At 66.6% G+C, this 21159-nt stretch carries 18 protein-coding genes and 1 riboswitch; of the genes, 14 read left to right on the top strand and 4 right to left on the bottom strand.

What is annotated here, in order from left to right; translation table 11 throughout:
• The first annotated feature begins 80 nt into the window (after positions 1-80).
• The 6 genes from BOSE125_RS18000 to BOSE125_RS12790 all read left to right on the top strand — a co-directional run bounded on the left by BOSE125_RS18000 (position 81) and on the right by BOSE125_RS12790 (position 7296).
• The gene (locus BOSE125_RS18000) at positions 81-713 is read left to right on the top strand and encodes an MFS transporter (RefSeq protein ID WP_236557992.1); all 633 of its coding nucleotides are present in this window, start codon (positions 81-83) and stop codon (positions 711-713) included.
• A complete protein-coding gene (locus tag BOSE125_RS17995) occupies positions 665-1336 on the top strand; it encodes an MFS transporter (protein ID WP_236557989.1) in 672 nt (223 codons plus the stop codon). Before BOSE125_RS18000 ends, BOSE125_RS17995 begins: the two co-directional genes overlap by 49 nt.
• 44 nt (positions 1337-1380) lie before the next feature.
• Positions 1381-2559: an FAD-dependent oxidoreductase gene (locus BOSE125_RS18125; protein WP_201301204.1), complete on the top strand. Its 1179-nt coding sequence runs from the start codon at positions 1381-1383 to the stop codon at positions 2557-2559.
• A complete protein-coding gene (locus BOSE125_RS18120) occupies positions 2459-3154 on the top strand; it encodes an FAD-binding protein (protein WP_201301203.1) in 696 nt (231 codons plus the stop codon). Before BOSE125_RS18125 ends, BOSE125_RS18120 begins: the two co-directional genes overlap by 101 nt.
• Positions 3151-4050, top strand: a complete 900-nt coding sequence (locus BOSE125_RS12795; protein WP_201301202.1) for an SDR family NAD(P)-dependent oxidoreductase — start codon at positions 3151-3153, stop codon at positions 4048-4050. Before BOSE125_RS18120 ends, BOSE125_RS12795 begins: the two co-directional genes overlap by 4 nt.
• 138 nt (positions 4051-4188) lie before the next feature.
• Positions 4189-7296 carry a DEAD/DEAH box helicase gene (locus BOSE125_RS12790; protein ID WP_236557988.1) on the top strand — a complete coding sequence of 1036 codons (3108 nt, stop codon included), beginning with the start codon at positions 4189-4191 and terminating at the stop codon, positions 7294-7296.
• Between the two features lie 284 nt (positions 7297-7580).
• On the opposite strand, the gene BOSE125_RS12785 is transcribed toward BOSE125_RS12790, so the two are convergent.
• Complete coding sequence (locus BOSE125_RS12785; protein WP_159553100.1) at positions 7581-9011, bottom strand: hypothetical protein; 1431 nt, start codon at positions 9009-9011, stop codon at positions 7581-7583.
• 432 nt (positions 9012-9443) lie between these two features.
• Positions 9444-9537: riboswitch (TPP riboswitch) on the top strand.
• A 32-nt stretch (positions 9538-9569) separates the two neighbouring features.
• On the opposite strand from BOSE125_RS12785, the gene BOSE125_RS12780 reads away from it, so the two are divergent.
• From BOSE125_RS12780 to BOSE125_RS12765, 4 genes are read left to right on the top strand one after another with little or no spacing between them, the layout of a single operon-like run.
• Complete coding sequence (locus tag BOSE125_RS12780; RefSeq protein WP_236557986.1) at positions 9570-11240, top strand: bifunctional hydroxymethylpyrimidine kinase/phosphomethylpyrimidine kinase; 1671 nt, start codon at positions 9570-9572, stop codon at positions 11238-11240.
• Entirely contained in the window at positions 11237-12655 is a 1419-nt protein-coding gene (locus BOSE125_RS12775) for an MFS transporter (protein ID WP_201301201.1), read from the top strand. The genes BOSE125_RS12780 and BOSE125_RS12775 overlap by 4 nt, the downstream gene beginning before the upstream one ends.
• Positions 12652-13479 (top strand): hydroxyethylthiazole kinase, encoded by an 828-nt coding sequence (gene thiM / locus BOSE125_RS12770; protein WP_201301200.1) that lies wholly within the window; start codon positions 12652-12654, stop codon positions 13477-13479. The genes BOSE125_RS12775 and thiM overlap by 4 nt, the downstream gene beginning before the upstream one ends.
• Positions 13476-14189, top strand: a complete 714-nt coding sequence (locus BOSE125_RS12765; RefSeq protein WP_236557984.1) for a thiamine phosphate synthase — start codon at positions 13476-13478, stop codon at positions 14187-14189. The genes thiM and BOSE125_RS12765 overlap by 4 nt, the downstream gene beginning before the upstream one ends.
• A 185-nt stretch (positions 14190-14374) precedes the next feature.
• On the opposite strand, the gene BOSE125_RS12760 is transcribed toward BOSE125_RS12765, so the two are convergent.
• A complete protein-coding gene (locus BOSE125_RS12760; protein ID WP_159553096.1) occupies positions 14375-15244 on the bottom strand; it encodes an NAD(P)H-dependent oxidoreductase in 870 nt (289 codons plus the stop codon).
• Positions 15245-15348: 104 nt separating this feature from the next.
• On the opposite strand from BOSE125_RS12760, the gene BOSE125_RS12755 reads away from it, so the two are divergent.
• From BOSE125_RS12755 to BOSE125_RS12740, 4 genes are all read left to right on the top strand, one after another.
• Positions 15349-16320 carry an AraC family transcriptional regulator gene (locus BOSE125_RS12755; RefSeq protein WP_159553094.1) on the top strand — a complete coding sequence of 324 codons (972 nt, stop codon included), beginning with the start codon at positions 15349-15351 and terminating at the stop codon, positions 16318-16320.
• A gap of 93 nt (positions 16321-16413) precedes the next feature.
• Entirely contained in the window at positions 16414-16770 is a 357-nt protein-coding gene (locus tag BOSE125_RS12750; RefSeq protein ID WP_159553092.1) for an iron chaperone, read from the top strand.
• A 23-nt stretch (positions 16771-16793) separates the two neighbouring features.
• Positions 16794-17783 carry a diacylglycerol kinase family protein gene (locus BOSE125_RS12745; protein ID WP_159553090.1) on the top strand — a complete coding sequence of 330 codons (990 nt, stop codon included), beginning with the start codon at positions 16794-16796 and terminating at the stop codon, positions 17781-17783.
• A 90-nt stretch (positions 17784-17873) separates the two neighbouring features.
• Entirely contained in the window at positions 17874-19082 is a 1209-nt protein-coding gene (locus BOSE125_RS12740) for a globin domain-containing protein (protein WP_159553088.1), read from the top strand.
• A 47-nt stretch (positions 19083-19129) separates the two neighbouring features.
• Here BOSE125_RS12740 and BOSE125_RS12735 read toward each other — a convergent pair whose 3' ends face one another.
• Positions 19130-19882 (bottom strand): helix-turn-helix domain-containing protein, encoded by a 753-nt coding sequence (locus BOSE125_RS12735; protein ID WP_159553086.1) that lies wholly within the window; start codon positions 19880-19882, stop codon positions 19130-19132.
• Positions 19883-19946: 64 nt separating this feature from the next.
• Positions 19947-21068 (bottom strand): DNA alkylation repair protein, encoded by a 1122-nt coding sequence (locus BOSE125_RS12730; RefSeq protein ID WP_159553084.1) that lies wholly within the window; start codon positions 21066-21068, stop codon positions 19947-19949.
• Between the last annotated feature and the right edge of the window lie 91 nt (positions 21069-21159).

Here is a 21159-nt window from a genome sequence, read left to right as displayed (position 1 = left end):
GAGGGACCGGGTTAGTCGATTTCGCGGTGCAGCTTGGTTGTAGTTGATCACCTGCCCTGGCCTCCTTCCTGGGCTCCACCATGGAGTACTACGACTTCTTCATCTACGGCACCGCCGCGGCGCTGGTGTTCCCGCAGCTGTTCTTCCCGGGCGGCGACCCGGCCATCGCGGCCATCGCCTCCTTCGCCACGTTCGGCGTGGCCTACATCGCCCGTCCTCTCGGCGGCCTGGTGATGGGCCACTTCGGGGACCGGCTGGGCTGCAAGAACGTGCTGCTGGTGACCCTGATGATCATGGGCCTGGCCTCGCTGGCGATCGGCGTGCTGCCGACCTTCGACTCGATCGGCATCTGGACCACCGTGCTGCTCGTGGTGGCCCGCTTGGCGCAGGGCTTCTCCGCCGGCGCCGAGTCTGCGGGGGCGTCCTCGCTGACGATCGAGCACTCCCCTGAGGGCCGCCGCGGCTTCTTCACCTCCTTCGTGATGATGGGCTACGCGGCCGGCATGGTGCTCTCCACGGTGGTGTTCATCCCCATCGCGGCCCTGCCGGAGGAGGACCTGATGAGCTGGGGCTGGCGGATCCCGTTCCTGCTGTCCATCTTTGTGCTGGCCATCGCCTTCTACGTGCGGACCAAGCTGGACGAGACCCCGTCTTCGAGGAGGAGGTGGCCGAGGCCGGCGAGGTCAAGAAGCTGCCCGCCGGTGAGGTGCTGAAGTACCAGGGCGGGGACGTGTTCCGCGTGCTGCTGATGTCCGCGTTCTCCGTGATGCAGACGATCTTCACCGTGTTCGGGCTGTCCTATGCCGTGGACCACGGCGGCTTCGAGCGCACGGACATCCTCACCGTCAACGCGGTGGCCGTGGGCCTGTCCATGGTGTTCATGCCGTTCGCCGGCAAGCTCTCGGACCGGATCGGCCGCAAACAGCTGATGCTGACCGCCATGATCGGCTGTTCCGTGAGCATCTTCGTGTACTTCCTGGCCCTGGGGACCGGCAACATCTGGCTGGTGTTCGCCGCCTCGTTCCTGTTCATGACCGTGCTGTACTCCGGCTTCAACGGCGTGTGGACCTCCTTCTTCGGCGAGCTGTTCGCCGCCCCGGTCCGCTACACCGGCATGGCCATGGGCAACCAGTTGGGCCTGATGGTGGCCGGCTTCGGCCCGATGATCGGCGGCATGCTGCTCGGCGCCGGCACGTTCGGCTGGGTCCCCGTGGCCATCTTCGGCTGCGTGGTGGCCCTGATCGCCGCCGTGGCCTGCTTCTCCTCCCGGGAGACCGCCCACACCCCCATCGCCGAGCTCGGCGAGCCCTACCTCAAGGGCACCGGCCGGATCTGACCATGGCGACGACCTCGAACGCCTCTCCGACCTCTGGAGAACACATGACTGAGAACACCCCCGCCGCAGAGCGAACTGAAACCGTCCACAAGTGCGACGTCCTGGTGGTCGGCTCCGGCGCCGCCGGGATGGCCACCGCCCTGCGGGCCGCCCATGACGGGCTGAACGTGATCGTGGCGGAGAAGTCCGAGCACTTCGGCGGGACCACGGCCCTGTCCGCGGGCTGGTCCTGGGTGCCGGGCAACCCGCAGGGCACCGCGGCCACGGGGGACACCCGGGCCGAGGCCGAGACCTACCTGAAGGCGCTGTCCGGCGACTACTACAACGAAGAGGGCGTGGCCGGGTTCCTGGACACCGTGCCGGAGGCCATCGACTTCTTCGAGGACAACACCTCCGTGGTGTTCTCCTACCCGGAGAAGGCCCCGGACTACCAGATGGACCTGCCCGGGGCGAAGCTCGGTGGGCGCGCGATCCTGCCCTCGGATGCGGACATCCGGATGCTCGGGTCCCGGCGCAAGGAGCTGCAGCCGTACCTGAGCTCCTACACCGTGTTCGGGTACATGCCGCAGGTGGGCCCGGACATGGCCACCATCCTCAAGGCCAACCAGTCGGTGAAGGCCTTCACCTACACCGCCTCGAAGCTGCTGCGCACCTGGGTGGACACCGCCCTGTTCGGCCAGCCGCTCAAGCGCACCAACGGCTCGGCGCTGATGACCCGCATGGTCGCCTCCGCGCTGGACGCCGGGGTGCGGGTGTGGACTTCCACTCCGGTTCAGGAGCTGGTGACCAACGACGACGGCGCCGTCACCGGTGCGGTCCTGTCCGGGAAGCGGGCCGGCACCGTGCAGGCACGGCTCGGTGTGGTGCTGGCCGGCGGCGGGTTCTCCGGGGATGCGGAGCTGCGGAAGCAGTACTTCCCGCACGATGCGAACGGCGGGGAGCACTTCACCCCGACCCAGGGCCACGACGGCTCCTCGGCCCGAATGGCGATGGCCGTGGGCGGGCGGGATCAACGCGGACGTCTCCTCTCCGGGCTCCTGGGCCCCGGTGACGGTGTTCAAGGACCTGGTCACGCGCGCCCAGCGGCTCTTCCCGCACCTGCGCCAGATCGGCCTGCCCGGCATGATCACGGTGGACCAGCACGGCAAGCGCTTCGGCAACGAGGCGCTGAGCTACCACGACTTCGGCCGGCAGATGCTGGACCACATGTCCGGCGAGCGTGAGGTGTTCGCGTGGATCGTGGGCGATGAGAAGCTGATGCGCAAGTACGGCATCGGCTTCGCCAAGCCCACGCCGATCCCGCGTCAGCTGTTCTACGCGGCGGACTACCTGGTCAAGGGTGAGACCGTGGAGGAACTGGCCGGGAAGATCGGCGTGGACGCCGACGGACTGAAGGCCACCCTGGCGACGTTCAACCGGGACGCCGAGGCCGGCGAGGACACCGAGTTCGGCAGGGGCTCCACCGCGTACAACCACTTCCGCGGGGACATGGACCACAAGCCCAACCCGAACCTGGCGACCATCGACAACGCCCCGTTCTACGCCGCCAAGGTGCGGATGGGAGACCTCGGGTCCTTCGCCGGGATCGATGTGGACTCCCGCCACGCGGTGATCCGCGAGGACGGCAAGCGCATCCCGGGCCTGTACTCCGTGGGTGCTGCCGCTGTCTCGGTGTTCGGCGGCGGTTACCCCGGGTATGGGTCCCACATCGGCCCGGCGTTGGTGTTCGGCTACCGGATGGGCCGGGACATTTCCGAGCTCGCTGCAGAGTCCGGTTCTGCTGATGCCCTGGAGCGGGCCATGGAGGTCCAGGTTTGAGTCTGGCTGATTCCCTGGGGGCCGGCGCCGGGACGTCTTCTGAACAGACGCCCGACGCCGGCCCCCGGCTGGGTTCCCAGAGCACCTCGGACGCGGGGCTGGGTGTGGACCCCTCGCCCTTCGCGGGGCGTACGGCGGTGGTGACCGGTGCGGCCGGCGGCATCGGCGCCGCGACCGCGCGGATGCTGGCCGCCCGTGGGGCCGCCGTGGTGATCGGGGACGTGGATCCGCGGGCCGCGGAGGTGGTCTCTGAGATCGAGGCTGCTGGCGGCCGGGCCTTGTCCGTGCGGTGCGATGTGACCGACGAGGACTCCATGGCAGCGCTGATGGATGCCGCTGCGGAGTTCGGCGGCTCAGTTGGTGGCTCCGGTGGGTCCGGGAGTGTGGACGTGCTGGTGGCCAATGCGGGAATCGCCGAGCGCAAGGGGCCTTTGCACGAGCTCGACGTGGACCACTGGCGCACCGTGCTGGACATCGACCTGACCGGGGTGGCGTTGTCCATGAAGCACGCGCTGCGGCACATGGCAGCTGCCGAGGATCGGCGGGGGAGCGGTGCTGTCGTCGCGGTCTCCTCGATCCTTGGGCTGGTCGGCCAGGCGAACTCCGCACCGTATTCGGCCGCGAAGGCCGGGGTCGCCAACCTGGTCCGCTCCGTCGGGTTGGGCTATGCGCAGACAGGGATCCGCGTCAATGCGGTGGCCCCGGGCTACGTGGAGACCCCGCTGACTGCCGGCCTGGACGAGTCCGTGCGCTCCCAGATGACCGCCCGTCAGCCCATCGGCCGTCTCGGCGCCCCCGAGGAGGTCGCCGAGGTCATCTGTTTCCTGGCCTCCGATGCCGCCAGCTTCGTCACTGGGGTCGTGTGGTCCGGGGACGGCGGCTACGTGGCGCAGTAACTCATCCCGTCCGTTGCTCCTGTTACGGTTCGAGAATCCGGGATATCACGTGTTCCGACATCCCGATACTCGACATTGCGCAGGGGAAAGGTCGTTCCAGTGGATCCGGTCAGAAACGGCTTGCCTTCGGATATTCCTGTGGGGATCTATGAATCCCTGCTGACCGAAGAGCTGGATCGCCGGCTGTCCCGTTCCGAGGCCATCACGTACGAAACGGCCGATGTGGAGGATGGGGAGGAACCACATCACTTGGTCACCCATCTGTCGGGCGTTATCCGACATGCCCTGGAGTCGAAGAAGAGCGCTGCTGAACGAGTCGATCTGGCGCGGAAACTCATCGCGGTACTCGGCGAGGACTACCAACAGTCTGCTCCCCGTGCTGAAGGAAATCTTGCCGCTCTCACGGAAGTCCGGGCACCCGATGAACCGTCGACCGCACCGTTCCACCGGCCCGAATCACCGCTGTCTGCGGCCGCCCTTCTGACCAACTCCTCGCATGAACCGAGTTTTGGTGCAGAACTGCGGGCAGAGCTCGACACCGCCGATCGGGTGGATCTGCTCTGTGCCTTCGTCAAATGGCATGGCTTGAGGATCCTCGAGGAACAGCTTGCCGAACTGAAGCTACGTCAGGTGCCCTTCCGGGTCATCACCACCACTTATGTGGGCGCCACGGAACGGCGCGCGCTCGATCGGATCGTGCGGGACTTCGGCGGCGAGGTCCACATCAGCTATGAAACCAGGTCGACCCGGCTCCATGCGAAGGCGTGGATGTTCCACCGCGAGAGCGGATTCAGTACGGCCTATGTGGGTTCTTCGAACCTGTCGAAGTCCGCACTGCTCGACGGATTGGAATGGAACGTCCGGCTGTCGTCAGTGGCCACCCCAGAGCTGATGAAGAAGTTCGAGGCCACGTTCGAGAGTTACTGGCAGGATTCCGCCTTTGAGTCCTATGACCCGGACACGGATGCCGAACGGCTGGACCGGGAGATCAGCAACGGTTCATTCAGCAGTGAAGGCAAAGCCGTCGACCTGTCAGGCCTCGAGGTCCGTCCGTACCCGCACCAGGCCCTCATCCTGGAGGACCTCCAGGCCGAGCGGTCGGTACATGACCGGCATCGGAACCTCGTGGTAGCAGCGACGGGCACTGGCAAGACGGTAGTGGCGGGACTCGATTACCGAAACCTCGTCACGGAGCACAAGAAAGATCTGCGGCTGCTCTTCGTGGCGCACCGAAAGGAAATCCTCGAGCAAGCGATGCGCACCTATCGGAACATCCTGGGTGAAGGATCCTTCGGGGAATTGTTCGTTGACGGCCAGCGCCCGGTGCGCTGGAACCACGTCTTCGCCAGCGTCCAGTCGTTGTCGTCGAGGGGTCTCGACCGCATCAGCGCCGAGCACTTCGATGTCGTCGTTATCGACGAGTTCCACCATGCCGACGCCGTGACATACCGACGGATTCTGGACCACGTCAAGCCATTGGAACTGCTCGGGTTGACCGCGACACCGGAGCGTTCAAATGGGTTCAACGTTAAAGAACTATTTGGCAATCGAATCGCCTCAGAACTGCGGTTGTGGGATGCACTGGACACCGACATCCTGGTCCCGTTCCACTACTTCGGAGTGGCCGACGAGGTTGACGTCTCCGAAGTCTCGTGGAAGGCCGGGAAGTACGACGCGTCAGAGCTCGAGAACCTCTACACGGGCAACGAGGCACGCGCGAGGCTGATCGTTCGGCAACTGGTGGATAAGTCGTCCTCGGTGGATGACATCAAGGCTCTGGGTTTCTGTGTGTCGGTACGCCATGCCCAGTACATGGCAGATCGCTTCAACCTCGCGAATATCTCCTCAGCCGTGGTCACTGGCGAGACGCCGGGTGGAGAACGCCGCGCGGCGCTGGAAGGCCTGCGTCGTGGAGACATCAAGTGCATCTTTACCGTCGATGTCTTCAATGAGGGCTTGGACATTCCACAGGTGAACACTGTGCTGTTCCTCCGTCCCACCCAGAGCGCGACCATCTTCCTTCAGCAGCTCGGACGTGGACTCCGGAGGTCTTTCGGCAAGGATGTGCTGACTGTTCTGGACTTCATCGGTATGCAGCGCAAGGAGTTTAGGTTCGATCAGAAGCTCCGCGCCCTCACTGGCTCCGGACGGAAGCGCTTGATCGACGACATCGGCAACGACTTTCCGTTCCTTCCTGCCGGCTCCCAAATCGTCCTGGATGCCGTGGCCAAGGACGTCGTCATCAACAACGTCAAAGGCCAGATCGCCATGACGGCGAACCAGCTTGCGCAGGACATCCGTGAGCACGCTGGTGATCGATCACTGTGGGAGTACCGGCTCGACCAGTATCTGGAGGATGCTGGTCGAGGCCTGTCGGATATCTACCGCTCCGGTGCCAACGGTCGATCGTGGGCGACACTGAAGATGAAGGCGGATCGGGCAGAGCCGCGAGTCGATTTGCCGAAGGTGGAGTTAAAGCAGGTCTTGCGGGCATCTGCGCTTCTTCATGTCGACGACCGGGAACGAGCTGACACCTATCTGCGATTGATGCGTGACGATGTAGAAATCGCATCTCTGACTGCCCGGGAGCGCCAGTTCGCGGAGATGCTCTACTTCACGGCGATCTATCAGAAGGGGCGGTTCAGCTCCATTGACGAAGCCTTCCTATGGGTCCGCGCCCAGAGGGCGTTCGTGGATGAAGTTGAGGAGATCTTCGAGCACACGCTTTCGGTCACTCGGACGAATCCAAGTGAAACGGCGCTGGGCCGTTCCACTCCACTCTTGACCCATGCGCACTACCGTCGTGAAGAGATTCTGCCCGCCCTTGGCATCAGGACGTTCGATAAGTCACCCGACGCGGTTCACGTTTCCGGCGTTGCCTGGTCCGAGGAGTTCGCGACTGATGCGTTGCTCATCAATCTGAAGAAGTCAGAGCGCGACTTCTCGCCCACCACGATGTACCGCGACTACGCCATTAGCCGCGATCAGTTCCACTGGGAAAGCCAGAACAACACCCGGGCATCGTCAGCCACGGGCCGTCGCTACGCCACCAAACTGACGAATGGCACGAGCACGATGCTGTTTGTTCGCGAGGCACCCGCCAACGAGATAGGAACGATGCCATTTGTCTGCCTCGGAACTGCGGATATTGACTCTTGGAAAGGTGAACGTCCGATGCAGATTACGTGGGACCTGCATCGGGGCATGCCAGTGGATGTCTATCAAGACGCCCGGGCAATCGCCTGAGGCTAGCCATTAGGTGAATTGGTAGAGCAACACTCATCTACCAGCGTTACCCAAGCAAGGTGACGAAAGCTCCGAACACGTGACAGTTCGAGGAGGACCCGTCGACATTTGAACGGCCCTGCAGCAGACGAAGTGAATCGAGTGCACGGACGAGAATAATCAAGGACCCTTAGCTATTGGGTGGCTCAATGCTGACGGACCCCCACAATCTTGCGGAGGCCCGTCAGTTCCATTTGTCAGCCACCGGGCTACACGTCGCCCGGACTGCTAATGCTTCTTAAAGGTTAGGGGTGCTCATTCTCAGTGTCCTCCCTTGGAACTTCGGCTACGGGTGTGTCCGCGCCTACTGTATCTACAATAGCGTCAGCCGCAGTTCCGTCAAGATCCCCGTCACTTTGCTCTAATCGATCAAATTCGCGCACCTTGGATAGTAGTGGCCAGGTCACGTAGTGGGCGCGGCTAAGAACGCCGTCCCGGAGCATCGAATCCGCGATCATCTTGGCATCCTCTACGTCGTCAAGTAGGGCCGCTTTGGCCAGTTGGAAGTCGCGGCTTCTGGCGGACGTGTCGAACTTCACGACTTCCTCACGGACAACGTCGAAGTCATTGCTGTACTTGTAAGATAGCCAGACATTCACTTTGAATATGAGAGATGTTGTGTCTTTAAGTTTGTCAATAGGTGCGTCTTTCCCGAGTTGCTTCAAGAGGTCGTACCTACGATCTTGAAGAAGGTGATAAGTGCGGTCGGCAAGATGACTAAAAAAGTCATGTTTTACGTCTTCACTTGCGCATAACTTTGTGCCAATCGACCAGACTAAACTAAATGCGATAGAGAATAATGTGTCTGCCGCATTCTGAAGATACTTCGTATCAACAACTAATGGGTCGTCAATTGCTTTTGTAACATCGAACTTTTCGAGCTTGGAGAGATATGCCGCGGAGACTAGGCCGGCGTTATGTACGATGCAATGCCTGCGTTGAACTACCTCTAGCGCTTCAAATGTTTCTGCACGAAGTATTCGAGGAAGTTTGAACTTCTTCGCGAAAAAATCCATCCAGTCAGAAAGTGAGCCGCGAAAAATTTCGTCAATAATCTTATCAACGAAAGAGTCTCTAATTTCGTCAATCGATTCAAACTGAGAGATTTCTGCCCATGTAAGCTGCCGATCTCCACCTTTCAAGGTGTTCGGTTGTCGTTCTACTGCTGCGCGGGCGATTTGGTTCACTACCATTTCCAGTTCTCCAACAAGGCTCACCAATAGGGAGGACCGTAAGAAGTGCGACGAAGGCGGCGTTCGTAGGGCGCGTATGACGCTGTCTAGATATGTTGACATGTGGCCATCCGGCAGCTTGGATTCCATGTCGATGAGCGCCTTAATGAAGGCTTCCTCGCGCTCTTCATTGCTGAGATCACTAGTGGGGTCTGGGGTATTGAAGGATTCGAAGACTTCTACCAGCTCATCAACTCCGTCGTCGTTAATGGAGCTACCGAGTCGATCCTGGATCTGCTCCCTTGCACGACGAGCGGCATTGTCGACCTCAGTCTCTCGATCATCCATGAAGGATGCCAAGCGAAGGATTTCCGATTGCCTATTGGCCATCAGCTCGAGAAGGCGGATTAGACGTTCACTAAGAAATTCGTCAGGTGAGAGCTCTCGAACGGTTCGTTCTCCCGAAGGGCCCGTGTCTTCGCTGTTCCCATCCTGTTGGTTCATGATCCTAAGGTTAGCTGTAACTACACCTGCATATTGGTTCAACGTGTGCTTCAAGACTGCCATCCACTTGCAGAGTACGGACCGTGCTAACACGTACTTGTCGAGCTGCGAGTAGGTCAGGTGGTCGAGCAAGTGTCGGCTGACGGCCGAGAATGTGATACCCGCAGGCAATGTCCTTGTGTGCTTCAAACCCATCGAAGCTGCCTAAATCAAGATCACCAATGGCAAATGGTGATCTTGATGGGTGGCCGACTCCCCGCGCGGTCTTGTATCGGGATCTGGGGTGCGATTCAAGCTTCGATGTGGCCAGCCGCTGGATGGGCCCAATGTAACCCCGAAGGTAAAAACGAACCTCGTGATTTTGGGACACCAGGCAGCTTGGGTATCAGAATGGCCGCCGTGGGTGGGCCGAATTGGACCTGTCTATACTGGGGCGCGGACACGGGGTGCGCCGACCGGCGCTGAGATCAAACCCGTGGAACCTGATCTAGTTCGAACTAGCGAAGGGATGTCCACGTGACTTCTTCTTGCCACACCCAGAAATCCCCAGTTCCCCGCGTGCTCTCCATCGCCGGCACCGATCCGACCGGGGGAGCGGGCACCGCCGCAGACCTGAAGTCCATCACCGCGGCCGGCGGCTACGGCATGAGCGTCGTGACCGCCCTGGTCGCCCAGAACACCCACGGCGTGCGGGACCTACACGTCCCGCCCGCCGAGTTCCTCGCCGCCCAACTGCGCGCCGTCAGCGACGACGTCACCCTCGACGCAGTCAAGACCGGCATGCTCGGCACCGCGGACATCATCGCAACGGTCACCGCCTGGCTGGACGACGTCCAACCCCCGATCCTCGTCGTCGACCCGGTCATGATCGCCACCAGCGGGGACCGCCTGCTGCAGCCCGAGGCCGAGCAGGCCATGGTCGCCTTCTGCCGCCGCGCCACCGTGGTCACCCCCAACATCGACGAGCTCGCCGTGCTCGCCGGCTCGCCCCGCGCCACCACGGAGGACGAGGCGCTGGAGCAAGCCGCCCGCTGGTCCGCGGAGACGGGCGTGGCCGTCGTCGTGAAGACCGGGCACCTGGACACCCTGACCGTCACCAACACCTGGCTCGGCCCGGACGGCACCCGCATCGCCGTGCCCTCCACCCGCGTGGACACCACCAGCACGCACGGCACCGGCTGCTCCCTGTCCTCAGCCCTGGCCACCCGCCTCGGCCTCGGGGACACCCCCGCCGCCGCCCTGGCCTGGGCCACCGACTGGCTCCACGAGTCCATCACCCACGGCGCCGCCCTGCGCGTCGGCTCCGGCCACGGCCCCGTGGACCACGGCCACCACTCCCGCCGGCTGCAGGCGGCCGCATCGTCCGCCCCCTGGCTGACGCCCGACGCCGTCCCCCACCTCCTCGAGGCACCCGCAGACCTGGGTGCCCCGCGGGCTGGCACCAAGAACGACGACGTCGACCCCGCGCCAGCCGTCGCACCCTCCGGCCCGTGGACCGCCGCACTCTGGGCCGCCGGCGCGGAGACCACCGAAGCCATCACCGACTCCGACTTCGTCCGCGCCCTGGTGGACGGGTCCCTGCCGCAGCACGCCTTCGCGTTCTACCTGGCCCAGGACGCGCTGTACCTCAACGGCTACGCCCGAGCCCTGGCCGCACTCTCCGCCCGCAGCACCGACCCCGCCGCCCAGGTCTACTGGTCCCAGGCAGCCACCGGAGCCCTGGCCGAAGAGGCCGAGCTGCACCGCGGCTGGCTCGGCCGCAACAGTGAATCGGCCCTGACGCCAGCGTCGAGTCCGGTCACCAGTGCCTACACGAACTTCCTGCTGGCCACCGCCTTCGGTGAGGACCGGACCGTGGGTGTGGCCGCCGTGCTGCCCTGCTTCTGGCTCTACGCGCAGGTCGGCGCCGCCCTGCCCGCCGTCCCCGCGGGCCACCCCTACGCCGCCTGGCTGGACACCTACCGGGACCCCGGCTTCGTCACCGCCACCGAGCAGGCCCTCGCCCAGCTGGAGGCCGAGATGGCCGCGGCCTCCCCGGCCGTGCGTGCCTCCGCGGCCCGGGCCTACCTGACCGCCTGCCGGCACGAGCTGGAGTTCTTCGACCAGGCCCTACGGATCGAACCCGGCGAGGCCGCTGCCGTTGCCGGAACCGCAACCGGCGCCACCCGCAGCACCGGAAGCGCCAGCCCTGGCAACACCACCGCCGCACTGTCCGGGAGCGCCCGGTGACGGCCGCTGCCACGGCCCCGGCCGCCGTCGTTCACCTGCCCCCGGAGGGCAAGGCCGCCCTGCGGGCCGGCGTGGTGGGCAACTGGATCGACAATATCCACGTATTCCTGCCGCTGACCGCCCTGGCCCCGGCGATGCTCGTGCTCGCCGGGCCGGCCGCCGCCGTGTCCACCGGGGCGCTGATCGTCATCGCGATGATGTTGGGGCGGCCGATCGGCGGGGTGGTGTTCGGGCGCATCGCCGACCGGCTCGGGCGCACCCGCACCACGCGGATCGCGATCGCCGGGACCGCCCTGTGCGCCCTGGTCATCGCCGCCACCCCCACGCACGAGATCCTCGGCGCCGGGACCATCGGGCTGATCCTGGCCCTGCGCTTCTTGTGCGGGATCTTCGTAGCGGGGGAGTACTCGGCGGCCATCCCGCTGGCCATGGAGTGGTCCGCCCCGCGCCGCCGTGGGCTGATGAGCGGGCTCATTCTGTCCATGGCCCCGTGGGCGCAGGCCACCATCGCGTTCTCCGTGGCCGGGCTGCTCGCGCTGATCGGGCCCGACGCCTACGCCGCCTGGGGCTGGCGGCTGCTGTTCGTGCTCGGCGCGCTGCTCTCCGTGGGGATGCTGGTCTACTACTCCCGGCAGGTCACCGACGCCCCGGTGTTCCACCTCAGCAAGCAGCGGGCGGAAGAGGCTGAACAGGCCGAGCGTGCGGACCAGGCGGGGGAGACGGTGCCCGCGGGACAGGCGAAGCCGGCCGGTCGGCCGGGGCTGCGCCAGCTGCTCGCCGGCCGGTGGGCGCGGGCCTTCTGGCAGGTCTTCGTGCTGATGACCGGGCTGTGGCTGCTGACCAACACCACCGTGCTGCTGCTGACCGACCGGCTGGCCACCGATTCCGCGCTGGATCCCACCGCGGTCCCCGTGGTCATGGGCATCGCCTCCGTGGCGCAGGCCGTGGTGATGGCCCTGGCCGGGCACCTGTCCACCCGCGTGGGCCGGCGTCGGGTCTTCGTGCTGTGGGGACTGGCCGCCGCCATCGCCGGCCCGGTGGTGTGGTGGCTGGCGGTGCATTCGCCGACCCTCGCCACCGCGGCCGCGTGCGCCGCCGTGCTGCAGGTCATCACCGTCTCCGCCTACGGCCCCGTCTCGGCGTACCTCTCCGAGCGGTTCCCCACCGAGATCCGCTCCACCGGCTACGGCTCCGGGTACAGCCTGTCCCTCATCATCCCGGCGCTCTATCCCTTCTACCTGCCTGCGCTCGAGGCCGGGTTCGGACGGGATGGCTCCGTGATGGCGCTCGTGGTCCTGGGCGGGGTGCTGCTCGTGCTCGGCGCGGCGCTCGGGCCGAAGCTGGCACCCCGGGACCTGGACGGGGACCTCGACGAGGTCGCCGCAGGCGTTGTCGGGACGGGAGGCGGCCGGTGAGCGGGGCGAGCCGGCTGGGACCGGACCTCGCGCGCGATCCGGACCTGGCCGCCGTCGCGCCCGTGATCCGTGCGGTGCGGGAGCGCCAGCCGCTGGTGCACTGCATCACCGCGACCGTGTCCATGGGGATCGTGGCCGACGGGCTGCTCGCCGCCGGCGCCCGCCCCATGATGACCGAGACCCTGGCCGAGGCCCCCGTGGTGACCACCGTGGCCGATGCGATCGCGGTCAACCTCGGGACCCTGAGCACCGACGCGATGGACGGGATTCCCGCGGCGGTCGAGGTCGCCGTGCGGGACGGGCGGCCCTGGGTGCTCGACCCCACCGCCATCGGCCTCGCTCCCGTGCGCACGCCGCTGGCGCGGAAGCTGCTGGATTCTGATCCGGAGGTGGTGCGCGGCAATGCCTCCGAGGTGCTGGCCTTGGTGGGTTTTGGTGCCGGGGGCCGTGGGGCGGATTCGGTCTCGGCGCCGGCAGCCGCCGAAGAGGCGGCCCGTGACGTGGTGCGGAGGACCGGGGGAGCGGTCGCCGTCTCCGGTGAAATAGACCTGGTGCTCGACGCCGGCCGTCGAACCCTGGTGGCGCGCGGCACCTCCCAGCTCACCCGGGTCACCGGCACGGGGTGCCTGCTCGGGACACTGACCGCGGCGTGCTCGGTGGTGGCCGAGGACGGCTTCGAGGCCGCACTGGCCGCCACGGTGTGGATGAATGTGGCCGGGGAACTCGCCGCGGAGCGGGCCTCCGGGCCGGGGAGTTTCCGGGTGGAGCTGCTCGATGCGCTGGATGCCGTGGGTCAGGCTGTGGAGAACGGGGTGTTCTCGTGAACGGTGAGGCGGTGCGGCGGGAGCCGCTGGACCTGCGCTGCTACCTCGTGACCTCGGGGACCGGACGGCGCACCGTTGACGTGGCGGCGGCCGCGGCGGGCGCCGGGGCCGGCGTCGTGCAGGTGCGCGCCAAGGAGGCCTCCGCCGCCGAACTGCTGGAGCTGACCCTCGCCGTGGCCGAGGCGGTGCATGCCGCCCGGCCGGCCACCCGGGTGCTGGTGGACGACCGGCCGGATGTCGCTTGGGTTGCTCGGTCGCGGGGCGCGGCGGTGCATGGCGTGCACCTGGGCCAGGACGATCTGCCCGTGGCCGCGGCACGGGAGCTGCTGGGGCCGGAGGCGATCATCGGGCTGACGACGGGGACCCTAGAGTTGGTCCGCGCCGCCGAGGCACAACGTGAGGTGCTGGACTACATCGGCGCCGGGCCCTTCCGGCTGACGCCGACGAAGGACTCCGGGCGTGAGCCGCTGGGGGTGTCCGGTTACGGACCCCTGGTGGCGGCCACGGCCCTGCCGATCGTGGCGATCGGGGACGTCACCCCCGCGGATGCCGCGGCGCTGGCCGGGACCGGCGTGGCCGGCGTCGTGATGGTGCGGGCGCTGATGGAGGCGCCGGATCCGGGTGAGGTGGTGCGCCAGGTGCTGGCGGGCGTTGACGCTTTGCCCCTTCCGCTTCCCACAATTCCTGGTGATCGTGAGACTTCCCAGTGATGATCACGGCGAAAACTCATGATCGCGGGGAAACTCCGCGGCAGGATCTCGCAGCGGTCAGTGGGAATCAGGCCGACAGGCCAACTGAGATGTTTGGCTGAACGCTCCACTCTGTCTTGGAATCTCACCCTGTTCAGGTTCGTGGGATGCCAGTGCATAATCTCGAGGCCGTGATGCGCCATGGTCTAGGCCCGGGACGTGATGGGCGATGCGACGGCCCCGGCGGAATTGCCCTCGGTTCCCATGCCTGCCCGGGCTTCGCGGCGATGGATGGCAAGGTCCATGCGCCCGGGAAGCAGGTCCGGGTGCAGGGCGCGCAGGTCCGAGGGGTAGTCCCCGTCGCGCAGGCGCCGGTAGGGGCGGGTCGGTTCGCTGTCGATCCCCTGGAGCCGCCCGAGGAGCCGCTCGCGCTCCCGCTCGACGTCAGCCGGGCCAAGGGAGTCGGCGTCATGGACCACGTGCAGGTCGAGGGTGTCGATGCCGACGTACCAGAGCGCCCCATGGGTCAGGGGGAACAACAGGGAGTCGAGATCGCCGCTGAGGCCGCGGGGGCCGATGGTGCGCTCGTCCTCCCCGGCGGTGACGATGATCAGGGCCTTGCGCCGGGTGAGTCCGCCATCCCCGTAGCGGCGGGGGAGGTGTAGGTCCGGGTCCAGCTCGTTGTCATAGGCGAAGCTGTCCGTCAGCACGCGGTCCAGCCAGCCCTTGAGGATGGCCGGCGGGCCGTACCACCACAGCGGGAACTGGAGGACGAGCAATTCCGCGGCGGCGAGCTTCGCGTGTTCGGCCCGGACCGGTGCCGGAAGCTCGCCGCGGGAGTAGGCCTGACCGGCGAGTTCGGCCAGGTTCCCCGGACGATCCGCCGGCTCACCCAGGTCGGCTCGGCCGAAGACGGGGTCGAACCCCAAGGAGTAGAGATCCGAGGTGGTGACATCATGGTCCCGGGACAAGGCCTCGACGCCGGCGCGGTACAGGTGGCCGTTCAGCGACGCCTGGCGGGGGTGGGCGAGGACCCAGAGGGCGGATCCCGGAACGGGCGGATGATCGACGGGCATGGTGCCTCTCCTTCTGTGTGGGTGGTATCCAGTCCACCGCACATCGATCAGACGGAGAATGCTCGAAACTCCGGAATCAATGCGTCATCGTCTAGCCTGACGGGGTGGACACACTCACTGAAGTGCTCGACAACATCCGCTCCTCGGGGGCGTTGATCGATCAGAACCTGCTCTCCCCACCCTGGGCGATCCGCCAGGAGGGCGGCGCCTCGATCACCGTGGTGGCGATGCTCCGAGGCGAGGCCTGGATCAGGCGAGACGGGGACGATCCACTCCGCCTGGGCACCCGCGACCTCGCGATCCTCACCGGTCCGGGGCCTACGCTCCTGACTAGTGACCCCACCGGATGGATCCCCACCACGTGTGTCCTGACCGCTGAGGGCGCCTGCCTCCAGGAGACCGGTGAGCGCCTCTCCGATGCGGACGTCGGGCTCGGGAGAGTGACGGACGCGGCACCCTTGGAGACGGAGCACGTCCTGCTCGCCGGGTCCTTCCCGACCTCGGGAAGGATCGCCGGGCGGCTCCTCGATGCGCTGCCGCCCGTGCTGGTGGTCCCCCGTGCCCAGCAACGCTCACGGGCGTTGGGCCTGCTCGAGTCCGAACTCGAGAACCGGGAGCCCGGACAGCAGGCCGTGCTCGATCGGCTCCTGGACCTCGTGCTGATCGGGGCGCTGCGGGACTGGTTCGCGCTCCCGGACACGGCCGTCCCTGCCTGGTACGGGGCGGCAGGGGACCCCGTCGTCGGCCCCGCGCTCGGAGCCCTCCACGCCGATCCGGCGCGGCCGTGGACCGTCGAGGCACTGGCGCGCCGCGCACAGGTCTCACGAGCCACGTTCGCCCGCCGCTTTGCCGAGGTGATGGGCGAACCGCCGATCTCCTACCTGGCTGGTTGGCGCCTGTGTCTGGCCGCGGACCTCCTGCAGGAACGTGAGGACACCATGGAGTCCATCGCCCGGCAGGTCGGCTACTCGAGTGCCTTCGCCCTGAGCGCCGCCTTCACCCGCGAGTACGGTGTCCGTCCCAGCAGATACCGGGTGCAGAGCCGGCGTCCTGCCGTGGCGGAGATCGCCGAGTAGCACTCCAGGCCCGGCTTCCCGGACAATGAATGAGTATTCGGGTCAGGGAACGAGAATCTTCAGAGTTACCGGAATTGGAAGCGAATCACAGCCATGACGACGATCGACGACCACGACGCCTACATTGCCGCGGCAGCCGAGCCCTTCCGGCCAGAACTGCAACGGTTGCGCTCGATCCTGGCCCGCACCCTGCCTGAGGCGGAGGAGATGGTGGCGTACAACATGCCGGGCTTCAGCATCGGTGGCACTGTCGTTGCGAGTTATGCGGCGTTCAGCAAGCAGTGCGGGCTGTATGTGCTGCCGGGCGCCATCTCCGCACATGCCGATGACATCGCGGCCGCGGGCCTCAAAGCGACCAAGACCGGCATCACCTTCTCGCCGCGCAAACCCATTCCGGACGAGCTTGTCGAACGGCTGGCGCGGGCGTCGCGAAAGGAAGTCGAGGCCTGACGGCTCAGGGTTAGGCTTCTCCCATGCAACCACCCGTGGCCACCGCGGCGCATGCGGCGATCGTCTACAACCCGGCCAGTAGGATCGCGCTGGACCAGGTGCGTGCCGCCGTCGAGGAGCAGGAGCGTCGTCTCGGCTGGAACCAGTCCCGGTGGTATCCGACCGGCCGGGAGGACTCCGGCCGGGGAGCGGCGCAAGAAGCCTTGGCAGCGGAGCCCACGGTGGTCATCGTCGCTGGTGGAGACGGGACAGTACGGGCTGTCGCGGAAGTCATCCAGGGCAGCGGAACGGCGCTGGCCCTGGTGCCGGCGGGGACTGGCAATCTCCTGGCCCGCAACCTGGGCCTGCCCCTGGGGGACATCAACGCCTCGGTGAGTGCCGCGTTCGGCAGCACGACCCGTCCGATCGACGTGGGGATGGCCGAGCTGGAGGACACCGCCGGGAACCGGAGTAGCCAGGTGTTTTTGGTCATGGCCGGCATCGGTCTCGATGCCCAGATGGCTCAGAACACCAGTGCGCTGGCCAAGCGGCACCTCGGCTGGCTGGCCTATGTCAGTCCCATCGCGCAGTCGCTCCTGGCCAACCGATCGATTCACCTGCGGTACCGGGTCGACGGCGGGAGGGTGCGCTCAGCCCGGGCGCACACGATCATCGTGGGAAACTGTGGAACGCTCACGGGCAGCATGCTCCTGCTTCCGGCCGCCCAGCCCGACGACGGGTTGCTGGACGTCGTCATGCTGCGCCCGAAGGCCCGATTCGATTGGGCGCGGATCGGCACGCGCCTGGCCGTGCAGGGCGTGGCCCACCGCTCCCGGTTCGGACGAGGCATGCTGCAGCTGGCACCCGACATGCAGGGGTTGGCCTATGCCCAGGGCTGGGACTTCACGGTCCGCTTCGAGGTCCCGCACGGCGTGCAGCTCGACGGTGACAGCTTCGGTTCGATCCTCGCGGCCCGGATCACCATCCGGCCGGCCGCTCTGCAGATCTGCTGCGGTGACGCGGTCCCCGAATAAACACGGTGAAACCGCGAGCGCCCGGGTCGGACGGTGCGCAACCATCGGGGGGTCCCCCAGTTCCGCATCGACCCAGAAGAAGAGGCTCCCGTGAGACTGTCCCCAGATTCCCAAGCCGTCGTGGCCCAGACGGCGGGCGTCGTCGCCGAGCATGCCGAAGAGATCAGCAAAGTCTTCTATCCGGACATGTTCGCCGCCCACCCCGAGCTGCTCAACGTGTTCAACCAGGCGAACCAGGCCATCGGAGAGCAGCCGAAGGCGCTGGCGGCCTCGGTCGTGGCGTTCGCGGTGCACCTGCTGGATCCCGGGGCACCGGACTTCATGCCCGTGATGCGGCGCATCGCCCACAAGCACGTCTCTCTCGGAATCAGTGCGCCCGAATACACCATCGTCGGCCGCTACCTGCTCGGTGCGGTGAAAAAGGTGCTCGGCGATGCGATCACGCCCGCGGTGGGGGCGGCCTGGGACGAGGTCTACTGGCTCTTCGCCACAGCCCTGATCGCCGAGGAGGGCAAGCTCTACGCCACGGGTGGCACTGACCCGCAAAACCCGTGGCGCCAGTACCGCGTGGTGGAGCGTTTCGAGGAGTCCGAGGAGGTCTTCTCGCTGCTGCTGTCCCCGGTGGAGGGACAAATTCCCGCGCACCGGACGGGACAGTATGTGGCCATCGCCGTCGACCTGCCGGGCGGGCTGCGCCAGCCGCGGCAATACACGATCTCCTCGGGACCGCGAGGTGACTCGCTGCGCGTGACGATCAAGCGCGTGCACGGTGTGGAGGGCGCCCCGGACGGTCAGGTCTCGGGGTGGCTGCACGAGCACGCGCAGCCGGGGGCGCTCCTCGACGTGTCGCAACCCTCCGGCGACGTGGTGCTCGATGAGAGCGACGCCCCCCTGGTGCTGGTCTCCGCGGGAATCGGCATCACTCCGGTGGCGGCGATTGTGGAGGATCTCTCCCGCCGGCAGCCGTGGCGCACCGTGCGGCTCTTCCACGCCGACAAGTCCCATGCGCACCACGCCCTGTACAGCGGACTGCGCCGGCAGGTGCTTGCGATGCCGGACGCACGGGCCCAGAACTGGTACCGCAACGACGCGGAGACAGCGCCGACCCTGTATCCGGCGAAGTCCGGGTTCATGGACCTCTCCGACGTCGAGCTCCCCGAAAGCGCACAGGTGTTCATGTGCGGACCGCTGCCGTTCATGCAGAGGGCCCGGCGCTCCCTGATTGATCAGGGCGTGCCAAGCGAGAACATCCATTACGAGGTGTTTGGACCCGACTTGTGGGCGCAACAGCCCGCGTGACCCTCACGCTGGCGGGTGCGGTGTTGGGTGAGTCCCGGACGGTGTGACTACTCGGGGCTGTGGGCTCCGCGGTCCGGCACTCGCCCGCGGCCGGGCAAGCCCCGCAGCGCCCGCGCGGCCGCCTGCTCCAGGTCAGCATCGTCGCGATCAGCCTCGATCCCGCCGGAGCGCGACGACGGCGCCGCCTCCCCTTGGCGTCCGAGCACGAGCACACAGCGCTCTGGACCGACGAACGGATGCAGGCGGCGCAGCTCCAGCGGACCGGGGACCTGTTCGAGCTGGTCCCGCACGAGCCGGGCGTGCACGGAGCAGACCGCCGGCCGATCCGCGTCGATCATCTCCTCGTAGAGGCAGGGCAGCAGCCCGATCGTGAGATCACGTTCGTTCACCTCGGGCTCCAGGCCGGCGTCCTCGAGGTGCTCGTAGAGGGCGTCGAGCTGATGGACCGCCTCGTCTCCGAGGGCGTCACGATGGTCGAGCTCCGGGTCCAAGCCACGGAGGGTATCGCCCCGTTCCTGAGCCGTTCGGGCGCGCCGCTCCGCCACGGGGCTGTGCTCGGTGTGGCGTACGGGGGAGTACCCGTTGGGTGGCCGGCCCCGCCGGCCGGTCTCGACGGGAGCCCTGGCGATGAGCCCCTCGTCCTCCAGGACCCGCAGGTGATCGCGGGCGGTGTTCAGGGGCAACCCGGTCTCCTCGGCGAGCTCCTGCAGGAGCCGGCCCGGGATGCGCTGCACGGCGTGCAGCAGCCGCAATCGGCTCTTCTGCGTGAGCCCCCGAAAGTCGTCCACCCGCCGCGGCATGCTCCCCATAATAGTGAGCGGAGATGCTGGAGCGGGCGAGGTGGTGGTCCAGGTGCGGGCAGGGTCAGGAACCGGGAGTGTCGTCTGCGGCCAGTAGTTCGAACTGCACCGGTGCGGTGGCGATCCCGTTGACCTGAAGCGCGACCGCATGACCACCGGGGTAGTAACGGCGGGTGGTGATCGACCGGAAGGAGTGCGTCCGGTTGATGACTATCTCGTCTCCGGCGGGCAGGTCCCGGGTGGTGAGCTTGAAGACCTTGGTACTGAGGGTGCCGTTGGCCTTGCGGTGGTGCATCACGTAGTCGATGGCGAGGCGGGCGGGCTCCGGGCCGCTGTTGCGCAGCGCCGCGGTGAAGCGGACCTCCCCGCCCCAGGGCACCTGCGTCTCGGCGAGGTGCAGCCCGTCCACTTCTACTGATGCAGGCATGAACCCGAGAAGGGCGAGGGCCCCGGGGTGGCCCTTCTTGAGGAGGGTGCGCAGGCCGTGGCGCACGAGCGCCGGAGTGGCCGGGCCGGGCGCGTCCAGCCACCTCTGGGCCGTCTCGACCACGAGGCTCGGATCGTCTCGGCTGAGGTCGTTGAGGTGGTTGGCCACCGAACGCCGAACGTACTCGCTGGGATCCCGGTACAGGGCCTCCAGGAGGTGCACGGTCACGCCGGGATGGGCAGTGATTCCCGGGACGCGCACCGCCCACGGTAGGTAGGGGCGAGTGCCCTCACTGGCCAGGCGTCTGATGTGTTCATCCGCGGAATCCGTCCACCCCGTGATGACCTCCAGCCCCCGGGGGAGGTCGTGACGCAGGAGAGTGCGGAGGGCGAACTCAGAGGTGAGCCGGCCCGTGAGTTCTGCCAGGAGCGCCATGGCATCCGTGAACGCCGCGTCGGTGTCCTCCTGGACGGCCCGGGCGGCGACCGCACCGGTAACCGGCCAGACGAGCCAGCCGGAGAAGTCGGAGCTGCTGTCCCTCGCCTGACGGATGACGTGGGCGAGTGACTGGTAGTCGCCCGGGAGGTCGGCGAGAAGAGCGTCCCGCAGGAGGTCCGCGCGCTCGCGGAGGGCGAGGCCGGTGAGCGAATCGGCGGCACGTGGCAGCTCGTGCAGCTCGGCTCCGGGCATGAGGTCTTGGATGGAGCGAGTGAGAGCAGTGGCGGCAATTGGCCCCAAGAGCTCGTCAGCGGAAGGCATGCGCCCATTATCGCTGGCCCGAAAAGGCGTAGGCGTCAGCTCGCGGCCCGCCGTCTCTTGGCGGCCTTGAGACCCAAGCCCTCAGGCATCG

Origin of the sequence: Citricoccus sp. K5 (assembly GCF_902506195.1) — a bacterium.
GTDB lineage: Bacteria > Actinomycetota > Actinomycetes > Actinomycetales > Micrococcaceae > Citricoccus.
This window is presented reverse-complemented; position numbering and strand designations above follow the sequence as displayed.

Bases quoted from the DNA above. Each gene is read 5' to 3' on its own strand.
- BOSE125_RS12730 (WP_159553084.1), bottom strand. From the start codon at position 21,068: ATGCCTTCCGCTGACGAGCTCTTGGGGCCAATTGCCGCCACTGCTCTC.
- BOSE125_RS18000 (WP_236557992.1), top strand. From the start codon at position 81: ATGGAGTACTACGACTTCTTCATCTACGGCACCGCCGCGGCGCTGGTG.
- BOSE125_RS12735 (WP_159553086.1), bottom strand. From the start codon at position 19,882: ATGCCGCGGCGGGTGGACGACTTTCGGGGGCTCACGCAGAAGAGCCGA.
- BOSE125_RS18120 (WP_201301203.1), top strand. From the start codon at position 2,459: ATGATCACGGTGGACCAGCACGGCAAGCGCTTCGGCAACGAGGCGCTG.
- BOSE125_RS12750 (WP_159553092.1), top strand. From the start codon at position 16,414: ATGACGACGATCGACGACCACGACGCCTACATTGCCGCGGCAGCCGAG.
- BOSE125_RS12785 (WP_159553100.1), bottom strand. From the start codon at position 9,011: ATGAACCAACAGGATGGGAACAGCGAAGACACGGGCCCTTCGGGAGAA.
- BOSE125_RS12745 (WP_159553090.1), top strand. From the start codon at position 16,794: ATGCAACCACCCGTGGCCACCGCGGCGCATGCGGCGATCGTCTACAAC.
- BOSE125_RS12760 (WP_159553096.1), bottom strand. From the start codon at position 15,244: ATGCCCGTCGATCATCCGCCCGTTCCGGGATCCGCCCTCTGGGTCCTC.
- BOSE125_RS18125 (WP_201301204.1), top strand. From the start codon at position 1,381: ATGACTGAGAACACCCCCGCCGCAGAGCGAACTGAAACCGTCCACAAG.